The organism is Ekhidna sp. (genome assembly GCF_965212185.1).
Lineage (GTDB): Bacteria > Bacteroidota > Bacteroidia > Cytophagales > Cyclobacteriaceae > Ekhidna.
The window spans coordinates 1379006-1390843 of the sequence record NZ_OZ243102.1; the positions used below are offsets into that span (position 1 = coordinate 1379006).

The 11838-nt window shown below is 39.1% G+C and carries 7 protein-coding genes; 4 read left to right on the top strand and 3 right to left on the bottom strand.

Features of this window, described 5'->3' with window-relative positions:
• Nucleotides 1-30: 30 nt before the first annotated feature.
• The 3 genes from purL to ACOMC3_RS06220 form a co-directional block, all read right to left on the bottom strand.
• On the bottom strand, nt 31-3705 hold the full coding sequence (gene purL, locus ACOMC3_RS06210; RefSeq protein WP_420318666.1) for a phosphoribosylformylglycinamidine synthase: 3675 nt from the start codon (nt 3703-3705) through the stop codon (nt 31-33).
• Between the two features lie 92 nt (nt 3706-3797).
• Nucleotides 3798-4328: a TlpA family protein disulfide reductase gene (locus ACOMC3_RS06215; RefSeq protein WP_420318667.1), complete on the bottom strand. Its 531-nt coding sequence runs from the start codon at nt 4326-4328 to the stop codon at nt 3798-3800.
• Nucleotides 4325-5125, bottom strand: coding sequence for an alpha/beta fold hydrolase (locus ACOMC3_RS06220; protein ID WP_420318668.1), 801 nt, complete (start codon nt 5123-5125; stop codon nt 4325-4327). The genes ACOMC3_RS06215 and ACOMC3_RS06220 overlap by 4 nt, the downstream gene beginning before the upstream one ends.
• Nucleotides 5126-5271: 146 nt before the next feature.
• Here ACOMC3_RS06220 and ACOMC3_RS06225 point away from each other — a divergent pair, with 146 nt between their 5' ends.
• Genes ACOMC3_RS06225 through ACOMC3_RS06240 form a run of 4 tightly spaced genes read left to right on the top strand, consistent with a single transcriptional unit; the run spans nt 5272 to nt 11825 of the window.
• Complete coding sequence (locus ACOMC3_RS06225; RefSeq protein WP_420318669.1) at nt 5272-5892, top strand: TetR/AcrR family transcriptional regulator; 621 nt, start codon at nt 5272-5274, stop codon at nt 5890-5892.
• 3 nt (nt 5893-5895) lie between these two features.
• Complete coding sequence (locus ACOMC3_RS06230) at nt 5896-7239, top strand: TolC family protein (protein WP_420318670.1); 1344 nt, start codon at nt 5896-5898, stop codon at nt 7237-7239.
• 5 nt (nt 7240-7244) lie between these two features.
• Complete coding sequence (locus tag ACOMC3_RS06235) at nt 7245-8399, top strand: efflux RND transporter periplasmic adaptor subunit (RefSeq protein ID WP_420318671.1); 1155 nt, start codon at nt 7245-7247, stop codon at nt 8397-8399.
• Nucleotides 8400-8417: 18 nt separating this feature from the next.
• The gene (locus tag ACOMC3_RS06240) at nt 8418-11825 is read left to right on the top strand and encodes an efflux RND transporter permease subunit (protein WP_420318672.1); all 3408 of its coding nucleotides are present in this window, start codon (nt 8418-8420) and stop codon (nt 11823-11825) included.
• Nucleotides 11826-11838: the final 13 nt, after the last annotated feature.

Genomic DNA, 11838 nt, shown 5'->3' on the forward strand with positions numbered 1-11838 from the left:
AATTAGCCGAATATTTTTTAAATCAAAAGGCTATACTTTGGATTTTATCCAATTAAATGCATTTACGAAAGGTTCCATCCATGGAGATACTTCTGCACCTTCTAACCCTTGCTTATAAGGCCAGTTCCAGGCAAATAAAGATCGTTCTAAATGTGGCATGATCGCCAGGTGTCTTCCGTCCTCTGAACAAAGAGCCGCTGTATTGAAAGAGCTACCATTCGTATTTCCTGGAAATTCGGAATAAGTGTACTTTACTGGGATTTCATAGCCTCCTTCATTCTCAAGCATGAAACGTCCTTCCCCATGAGCCAACCAGATTCCTAATTTTGAACCAACCATTGATTCAAGCAAAATAGAGTTTGTTTTTTCGATATCTACGCTAACAAAACCACACTCAAATTTTTCAGAACTATTATGATACATTTTCGGATGATTATCACCCATTTCAGGATAGATCAAACCAAGCTCCATCATAAGCTGACAGCCGTTACAAACTCCTAAACTCAATGTATCTTCTCTGGCATAGAATGCATCGAGTGCAGCTTTGGCTTTTTCATTGAAAAGAAATGAACCTGCCCATCCTTTAGCCGAGCCAAGGACATCAGAGTTGGAGAAACCTCCAACAAACACAATCATGTTCACTTCACTCAAATCTTCACGACCTGTGATCAGGTCAGTCATGTGAACATCCTTTACATCAAAACCGGCCAACCACAACGCGTAAGCCATTTCACGATCACTGTTGACACCCTGCTCTCGGATGATCGCCGCTTTTACTCCGGATTTTCCTTGTCTGTTAAAATCCAGGTTGTAGCTAGACGACTTTCCATCAAATCTTTTCGGGAATACGTAGGAGAGTGGCTGCTTGAATCTATTTTCAGTTCTCTTTTTAGAAACATCAGGAGTGGTTTGTTTCAAATCAAGTAATGCTGATGTTTTAAACCAATCCATTCTGGACTTTTCAATGTCGAAGGTGTGAGAGAATGATCCATTCTTTACCTCCACTTTTCGATCTTCGATAATCAGTCCGATCTCCTGGTACATCACGCCAGTGCTAGCTAAAATGTTAACGGCTTTTTGATCATTTACTTGTAGAACTAATCCAGGTTTTTCAGAGAAAAGTAGCTTCACAGAATCAACTTCACCTAAAGATGAAAGATCTATTTTCAATCCACCCTGTGTATTTGCAAAGTTCATTTCAAGCAAAGTGGTTATTAACCCACCAGCTGACACATCGTGACCGGCAATCACAAGACCTTCATTTATGAGCTGTTGAATCGCATTAAAAGCTTTGGTAACAACTTCTGATTTTGCTTCCGGTGTTTTAGCTCCCAATTTGGATTGGGTTTGAGCAAACGACGAACCACCCAATTCAAATCCACCTCCAGAGAAGTCGATGTAAATGATTTTAGAATCCTTCTGGATGTAATCAATGACCGGAGAGACTGTTTTGTTAATGTCAGAAACCTCTCCAACGGAACTGATAATTACGGTTCCAGGCGCGTAAACCTTTTCACCATTCGGATATTTTTGGGTCATCGACATGGAATCTTTCCCGGTCGGAACGTTGATCCCTAACTCACACGCAAAATCACTAATGGCTTTCACTCCTTCATACAAACGAGCATTTTCTCCTTCATTCTTGGCCGGCCACATCCAATTTGCACTTAGAGAAACACCTTTCAATCCATGGATTAATGGAGCCCAAACAAGGTTAGCCAAAGCTTCGGTGATGGAAAGCCTTGATCCTGCTCCTGCATTGATTAGTCCTGGAACAGGTGAATGTCCAATCGAAGTTGCTATCCCTTTATTTGACTTAAAATCAAGTGCCATGACCGCCACATTATTGAGTGGCAATTGAAGCTCACCACATGTCTGCTGTGTGGCAACACGTCCGGTCACGCATCGGTCCACCTTGTTGGTGAGCCAATCTTTACAAGCAACTGCCTCCAGTTGCAAGACTGCTTCCAGGTACTCGTCGATTTTACTTTGTGAATAGTTGACCTCTTCAAAATTGGCTCGCTGCGTTTTGTCTTCAAGGATCGTCTTTGGCGATGATCCGAAAAGGTGGTGTAGCTTTAGATCAAATGGAGAAGCTTCTCCATTATTCTCAAACTTCAATTCATTGTCATCTCCAGCTTCTCCTACTTCATAATAAGGAGCACGCTCCCTTTCAGATACTCTTTTCAGGTATGCTGCATCTTGGTCTTTGATTACCAATCCCATACGTTCCTGAGACTCATTTCCAAGCACTTCTTTAGCAGAAAGTGTTTCATCACCTACCGGCAACTTCTTAAGGTCAATTACACCACCAGTTTCCTCTACCAGCTCGGAAAGGCAGTTTAAATGTCCACCTGCACCATGGTCATGAATAGAGGTGATCGTGTTATCCTCCAGTTCAACCATTGCTCGAACGGCGTTGGCAACTCGCTTTTGCATCTCCGGATTGGATCGTTGTACCGCGTTGAGTTCGAGCGATTGATTGAAGGCTCCAGTGTCAACCGAGGAAACAGCGCCACCACCCATGCCGATGCGGTAGTTGTCTCCGCCCATTACAACGATTTTTTCTCCTGCGCTTACCGTCTTCTTTTGAGCTTCTTTCTTTTTGCCATAGCCGATTCCACCGGCTTGCATGATCACTTTGTCATAGCCAAACTTCTTTCCGCCCTCTTCATGCTCGAAGGTTAGCACGCTACCACAAATGAGCGGCTGACCAAACTTGTTTCCATAATCGCTAGCTCCGTTGGATGCTTTGGTTAGAATTTCCTGAGGCGTTTGATAGAGCCATTTTCTGGCAGGTTTTTCCCAATTTCTTCCATCTTCTAATCGAGAGTAGGAGGTCATATACACAGCTGTTCCTGCCAATGGAATACTTCCCTGTCCTCCAGCCATCCGGTCTCTGATCTCACCACCAGATCCGGTTGCTGCTCCGTTGAAAGGTTCAACAGTGGTTGGGAAGTTATGCGTCTCAGCCTTTAATGAAATGACAGACTCAAATTCATTGGTATCGAACCAGTCGGGTTTGTCCTGGGTAGCTGGGGCAAACTGCTCAACCTTTGGACCTTGGATAAAAGCGACATTGTCTTTATAAGCAGAAACAAGGTAGTTAGGATGCTCTTTTGATGTCTTTTTGATCCATTGGAAAAGGGAGAGTTCCTGCTCTTCGCCATCAATAATGAAGATGCCATTGAAAATCTTGTGCCTGCAATGTTCTGAGTTGATCTGTGAAAAGCCGAACACTTCAGAATCGGTCAAGGGCCTTCCAATTTCGCGAGAGACCTGCTCCAGGTATTCAATTTCTTCTGTACTAAGTGCCAAGCCTTCTAGCTCATTGTAAGCTGCAATGTCATGAATGTGCTCAATAGGCTGAGGATCTCTGTCCAGAGTAAAGATTAATTGATCAAGTCCATCATATACTTGCTGTAACATGGGATCAAATGCTCCGGAGGATGATTCAGAGATGTAGGTTTCAATCCTATGGATGGATTCAATTCCTGCATTGTGGGCAATATCTGATGCATTGGTACTCCATGGAGAGATCATCTCTTTTCGAGGGCCAATGAATTTTCCTATTATTTCTTCATTTCCAATTGGCTTAGAACCGGAAAAGAGCCAGGTGAGTTTTTTAATTTGATCTGTAGTTAGGCTTTCAGATACGCCGACTGCAATTACTGCGTCGTTTGAGTTTTGGAAGAATTGGATCATTAAAGGAACCTCGTTTTGAAGTCCGCAAAATTAAGGATTTGACCTGAGAGGTTTTCAAAACCTGTCAGGTCTTTTCATAAGTTTCCAATAATTTACTTTAACAATTTGCGAATGCTTTTTTCGAGTGATTTTACAGTCATCACTGAATACCCAATAACGACCTTTTCTATTATACCTTCTCGATCCACCACAAAATGAGTGGGATATGATCTAACATTCATTTCAAGACAGAACTCTTTAACGTCAGGAATGGGCTGATAGAGAAATTCACGTTTGAGAAGAAACTTGTCAACCTGGTCTGAATCATCAAATGTGGGTGCTAGAAAGATAATTCCTTCATCTTGATATTCTTGAACCATCTCATTCATCTCCGGCATCTCCATGATGCAAGGTCTACATCGTGTAAACCAGAAATTGACTAAGAAAATCTCCCCTTTAAGTTGATCCTTAGTGTACGTGTCTCCATTTATATCAGTCAATTCAAAATCTGGAAAAGCTTCGCCTTTCATGCGTTTCACTTCTTTCTTGGCATCCTCTACTTGCTTTATTTGCTCCTTGGTAGGCTGCTGGGTATATGATAGAATTGAACAAAAAATTAAAAATGTTATCGATACAAATCTCATGGAATATGGTCAGAATTTAATATCAATTTAGCTACTTCTGGCTTAATGAGTTGATGGTGTTTCATTGGTAAGAGCTCAATCCTAAAATCACCCATGGTTTCTATGATGGGTATAATCTTGACGGGTTTTATAATTTGATCTTTACTTCCTAGAATGATGATTCGATTGAAGCTATGCTTTTTAAAGCTTTTCGACAGTTGTTTTTTTGAGTAGCCAAGAGTTTTGAAATGATTCCAGGAGACATAAACTCTTTTCGTGTTTTCAGCATTCCCAAGTTCTTTTCTAACAAAATCTCCTAAATATGGACTGACAATTTTGAACCTTTCATTGAACCTGATCAAACGATCCAATTTGTCTGGATTCATCATATAATACTTAAAAAGCCATCTTATTGACCAGTGGGTTGCAAGTTTGAACCAAATCGTAAGGAAAACCCCATCTGGAGCAATTAAGAACAGCTCACTGATTCTATTTGGAAATGAAAGTGCTGAGGCTATAGCAAATCGACCTCCCAAACTGAACCCCAGAATTGAGAATTGTTGGATACCTTCTTTTTTCAAAAACTGTTCGAAAATCAAACTCCATTCCTTCTTTGAGAGCTTACTGTATTCTCTTCTACTTTCACCATGATAGAAGATATCTAATGCGTATAAGGTGTATTTCTCACCAAGAATGTCCCCCCACTTTTTAAAAATATTTTTATCCTGACCAAAACCATGAAAGGCAATTAATATTTCGTCAGCTGTTCCATGCTTAGAATATTGGATGTGTCCATTCGATAATACAAGCTTCGTCATTTGCCAAGTAAAATAGATCGATAGCTTTTACGTCAAAAATATTTATTGAAAAACTGAACCATTTTATTAAATGTTCGTTGATTTGCACGTTGGAAACTTTAGATATACTTAAAGTTTCCTGAGTATTAATCATTTAATAGTGCAATTTGAAGGCGAAAGAGAAGATATTGAGTAGTGCAGAAGAGTTATTCATTCAGTACGGTATCAGAAGCGTAACGATGGATGACGTAGCAAGAGCTGCATCAATGTCCAAAAAAACTCTTTATCAATACTTTGATAATAAGGATGGATTGGTTTCAGAAGTTGCTCTGAATCATTTTGAAAAAGAAACAGCAGAATTTAATGAGATCGAAGAATCAGCAAATGATGCGATTCATGAAATCTTGTTAGTGTCGCAGTGCTTAAGGAAACATGTGTTCCGCATGAATCCTTCTTTACTATATGATATGCAAAAATATCATGGTGCTGCATGGGACAAATATCTTGAATTCAAACAATCAACAATCAGAGGACATATTGAAAGAAATATTGAAAAAGGCAAAGAGGAAGGTTACTTCCGAGAAGAATTAAATGCTAAGGTGCTCTCCATTCTACGTGTAGAGGGAGTTCAGTTAGTTTTTAATACGCAGCTTTTTCCCAGAGATCAATTTGATTTCCCTACAGTTCAACTTCAAATCCTGGACCATTTTGTTCATGGACTTTTGACTGATAAAGGAAGAAAGAAATATGAAGAATACATGCATTTAGAATCTATCAAATCACTCTAATCTATGCGAGGAATACTAATAACACTATTATGTTTAACCACTTCCCTGAGCACAATTGGCCAGGAGAAGTTGAGTTTAACTTTAGACGACTGCATAATCTATGCGCTTGAGAACAATGAGCAAATAAAAATTAAGCAGTTGGATAAAGAGATTGCGGAAGCAGAAATAAGAAAAACCATTTCATTGGGTTTACCTCAGGCAAACGTAAATGGTGGTTTGAACTATAACTTTGAACCTCAGAAAAGCCTTATTGATATCAGTACGTTTGACCCGAGTGTGCCATCCGGGACTGAGCAGGAAGTATCTTTTGTGCAAAATTATGACGGAAATATTGGCTTATCTGTTGATCAGTTAATTTTTGACGGATCATATTTTGTTGGCCTCCAGGCAGCCAGAACTTACAAAGAGCTTTCCACAAAAGAGCATATCAAATCACAGATCGATATTGTTGAGGCAGTAAGTAAAGCTTATTTCAACGCGCTCATTGCAGATGAGAATCTACTTCTTTTGGAAAAAAATATCAGTCGAATTGATACGCTGCTCATTGAAACCCAGGAGATGTATAATGCAGGTTTTGCTGAAAAAGTAGACATTGATCGAATCAAGGTTAATTACAACAACCTTAAGGTTGAGTTAAATAGAACGCGGCAGTTTAAAGACATAAGTCGTAAGCTTCTAAAGTTTCAGATGGGAATGGATCTATATCAGCCCATTTTATTAATTGATAAACTGGAAGACATACAAATTGAATTACCATCAAATTCGAAAGAAAACTTCGATTATAATCAGCGAATAGAATTTTCTCAATTACTGACAAACAGAAGCTTGGCTTATTTGGATATGAAGAATAATAAAGTTCAATATTTGCCAAAAATTTATGCCCGATTTGGATATGGTTGGAATACTGCATCACCCACTAGTAATCAGCTTTTTGAATCAAGGAGATGGTTAGATAATGGGGTACTTGGTGTCACTGCCTCAATTCCCATTTTTGATGGTTTTTTGAAAAACAATAAAATTCAGCAAAACAAGCTTCAAGTAAGACAAATAGAAAATCAGATGTCATTCTTGCAAAAGAATATCGATTTAGAGATTGAGCAGTCTGAAATTAATTTGGCCAGCCAGTTGGAAACTCTTGAGGTTCAAAAACAAAATGTTGATTTAGCTCGGGAAGTTTATGACATCACGAAATTGAAGTATGAGGAAGGTATTGGTTCCAATCTAGAGGTAACAGAAGCGGACACAGCACTGAAGGAGGCTCAAACAAATTACTTAACGGCCCTCTATCAGGCCATTATTACTCAAATAGAACTTAAAAAAGCACAAGGAACACTTTATAAAAATTAAGGATCATGCAAAAGATCAAATTCATAATCACACTAACTATTATATCTGCCATCGCAGTTGCTTGTGGCAGTGCTTCAGGCGAGGAAGGACTTGCTGGTAAGAAGAAAAAATTGAAGGAACTTCAGGATCAATCAATCGAGTTAAAAGCTGAGATTACTAAGCTGGAAGAGGAAATAAAAGCTGAGGATCCAAACTTCAGTGAGAAGAAATCATCCGTTCTGGTCTCTGTGGAAACGTTAAATAAAAAAACGTTTACACATTCCGTGGAAATACGAGGTGCAGTGGAATCAAAAAAGAATGTACTTCTTTCTGCCGAAGCAATGGGTAAGATTGAATCTCTTCATGTTAGAGAAGGTCAACGTGTGTCAAAAGGTCAGGTGTTGGTTTCTTTAGACACAGACTTGATTAGAAATAATATCAAGCAAGTAAATGCGCAATTAGATTTAGCTAATGAAATGTTTACAAGACAGGAAAGCTTGTGGAAAAAGAATATTGGAACAGAAGTGAGATTTCTTGAAGCTAAAGCAAATAAAGAGACTCTTGAAAGTCAATTGGGTGTTCTTCAGTCTCAATTAAATATGATGATTGTGAAGGCTCCATTTAGCGGAATAGTTGATAACATCCCAGCCAGAGTAGGGGAATTGGCTCAACCGGGTCTTCCTTTGGTACGATTAGTTAATCCTGATGAGATATACATATCTGCTGATGTTTCTGAATCATATCTTGGAAAATTCACCCCTAATCAAGCGGTTGAAATTTATTTCCCATCTCAGGATAAAAGAGTTAAATCAAAAATTAAATCTGTGGGACAGACCATTAAGTCTGAAAATAGAACCTTCGAGTTGGAAATTGATTTACCAAAATTGGATTTTCCTGCACAACCTAATCAAGTGGTTGTATTGAGACTTGTCGATTATAGAAATGATCAGGCGTTAGTCATTCCTACCGAAGTGATTCAGGGCGATAATAGTGGAAACTATGTGTATGTAATCAATGAGAAGGATGGTGAAAAGAAAGCCATTAAGCGGCAGATCAAAATAGGCTCTTCTCATAACCTTAGAACGGAAATAATGAGTGGTTTGGATGTAGGTGAAAAGGTCGTGATTAAAGGATACAGAGATCTTACAGACGGTGTTGAAGTTGCAATTGTTAATAACTAATCTCTTAATTCAATAACTATGTCAGAAGAATTAAAAGATATTAAAACGGAAAAAGAGTTTGGTTTAACCACACTCGCCCTTAGAAATAGAACCACAGTTTATGTGCTTACCGTAATTGTGATTCTGGCAGGGCTATCTGCATATATAAGCTTACCTAAAGAAAGTTTTCCTGAAATCAGGCAGCCTGTCGTTTATGTAGGAACGCCCTATCCCGGGAATTCTCCATTAGATATGGAGAATTTGATTACCAGGCCCATTGAAAATGAGCTGAATTCAATTTCGGAAGCAGATGTAATCAAATCGACTTCTGTTCAGGATTACTCTACGATTATCATAGAGTTTACGCCAGAGACAGATGTAGAAGATGCACTATCTAAGGTGAAAGATGCGGTTGATCGTGCCAAGCCAGAATTACCATCTGATTTGGAGCAAGATCCAAATGTTTTTGATATGAACTTTTCGGAGTTCCCAATTCTAAACATCAACCTATCTGGTAATTACAGCATGACCGAATTGAATGATTATGCTGAGTACTTAGAAGAGGAAATCGAGAAACTGTCAGAGATATCGAAAGTTGAGATTAGAGGTATCGATGAACGTGAAGTAAGGATCAGCGTGGATCCTTATCAAATGGAAGCGAGGGAAGTGAACTTTGGAGATATTGAACAAGCTGTAGCAAGTGAAAATATCACACTATCAGGAGGAACTTATCGAGAGGGGGATATAAGAAGGACTATAAGAGTAGTTGGTGAATTTGAAAAACCTGTTGATATCCTGGATGTAGTCGTGAAGGCAGAAAAGGGCAATATTGTCTACCTAAAGGACATTGCTGATGTTTCTTTTGATTACATAGAGAAGAAAAGTTACGCACGGTTGTATACACAGCCAGTGGTGATGGTGGATGTCATTAAGCGGAGTGGTGAAAATCTGCTGATAGCTACTGAAAAGATCAATTCGATTTTGGAAGAAGCAAGAGAGGAGATTTTCCCGGATGATTTGGTCGTGACAAAAACCAATGACCAGTCCCAGCAAACTCGCGACATGGTAGATAGTCTTGAGAATAACATCATCTCAGGTGTAATCCTTGTTGTCTTGGTTTTACTATTCTTCCTTGGCCCTAGAAATGCATTGTTTGTTGGTATAGCTATTCCACTCTCAATGTTCATTTCATTCATGATTTTAGGGATGTTGGGAATCACCATCAATATGATGGTACTTTTCTCTTTGATCATGGCTTTAGGTATGCTAGTAGATAATGGAATTGTGGTAGTGGAAAACGTTTATCGTCTTAGAGAAGAAGGATTGTCAGCATTTGTTGCAACAAAGAATGGTGTGGGAGAAGTTGCTCTTCCAATTATAGCTTCAACAGCAACTACTTTGGCCGCCTTTTTACCTTTGGCATTCTGGCCGGGGATAATGGGTGAGTTCATGAAGTATCTGCCAATTACATTAATGATTACTCTCGGTTCATCACTTTTCGTGGCATTGGTTATCAATCCAGTTTTGATAAAGTCCTTCATGAAGGTAGACTCTGGTGAGATCAGGAAGAAACGTGTTTTGATTTTTGCCTTAATAGCAGTTGGACTAGGGTTGCTATTGGCAATTGCCAAAATCACAGTTTTAAGCAATTTGATATTAATTTCAGGAGTAATCACATTGTTGAATATCTATATTCTCTCTCCTTTATCTTATAGATTCAGAAACTATTTACCGAGGTTAGAAGGTGGGTATCGTAAAATTCTCAGCTTTGCATTACATGGCTGGAGGCCATATATTTTCTTCTGGGGAACAGCTGTTTTGATGGTCGTATCTATTGGGATATTTGGAAGCGTTTTAATGTCACCGTCCAAGCCGAACCTGGAGTACTTCCCAAAAACTGACCCTCTTTATGTCAATGTATTCATTGAATTTCCAGTAGGAACAGATATTGAAACCACGAATGAGTTTACTGAGCGTATTGAGAAGAAAGTCATTGATTTAGTGAAGCCATATGAGGATATTGTGGAATCGGTCATTGCCAATGTTGGGTCTGGTACTTCTGATCCAAATGATCCCTCAGCATTTGGTGAGCAGGATACGCCTAATAAAGCGCGGATCACTGTCAACTTCAAAGAGTATAAAAATAGAGTAGGTGTCGATACCAAGAAAATACTAACTGAAATTAGAGGTGCTGTTGGAGATTATCCGGGTGTTGCGGTTACTGTAGATCAAAATGCTGATGGCCCTCCTGTTGGAAAGCCGATCAGTATAGAAGTGTCCGGAAAGGAATTTGCAACACTTATCAAGATAACAGAAGATATGAAGAACCTGATCAATGAGTCAGGGATTCAGGGTATTGAAAAACTGAAGACGGATCTTCAAACTGGCAAACCTGAGCTTGTTGTCAATATTGATCGAGAAAAAGCACGTCGATTTGGATTGTCAACTTCTTCGATTGCCATGGAGGTTAGGACGGCATTGTTCGGAAAGGAAATATCCAAATACAAGGAAGGAGAAGATGATTATGAAATTCAGCTTCGATTAAAAGATGAGTACAGATATGACATTGATGCTCTGATGAACAAGAGTATAGTTTTCAGGGATCAAACATCCGGAAAAATGAAAAGTGTACCGATTTCTTCGGTCGCCTCTGCAGAGCTTTCTTCTACGTATGGTTCAATCAAACGAAATGACTTGAGAAGACAAGTGATTATTAGCTCTAATGTTGAGTCTGGCTATAACCCTACACAAATCAATAATGAGATAAAGGCGCTACTGGCAGACTTTAATATGCCTACGGGATATGAGTTTAAGTTTGGGGGTGAGCAAGAGAAGCAGGCAGAGGAATTTGCATTCTTGAGCACAGCATTGATGATTGCTGTATTTACAATTTTCTTAATCATTGTATCTCAATTCAACAAAGTAACAACCCCTTTCATTATCATGATGTCAGTGGTATTTAGTACCATCGGTGTGTTCCTTGGTTTGGTCATCTTTAAGATGAACTTCGTTGTGATCATGACCATGATTGGTATCATATCCTTGGCAGGTATTGTAGTGAATAATGCGATTGTATTGATTGATTTCATTGAATTAAGCAGAAATCGATTGAAAGCTGAAACTGGATTGGATAAACTATCGATGAGTCAGATTATTGAAGCTATTATCAGTGCCGGGGTGACCAGGTTAAGGCCAGTTATATTGACAGCTGTTACAACTATTCTTGGTTTGATTCCATTAGCTGTGGGAATAAACATTGACTTCATTAAGTTTTTAAGTACTTACGATGCGGACTTCTTCTTAGGTGGAGATAATGTGGCGTTCTGGGGCCCAATGTCATGGACCATCATTTTTGGGTTAACCTTTGCCACTTTCCTTACGTTAGTAATCGTACCAGTAATGTATTTATTCTTTGCAAGAATCAATCGTCGGTTAGGTTTAAGTTAATAGTAATTTCTCC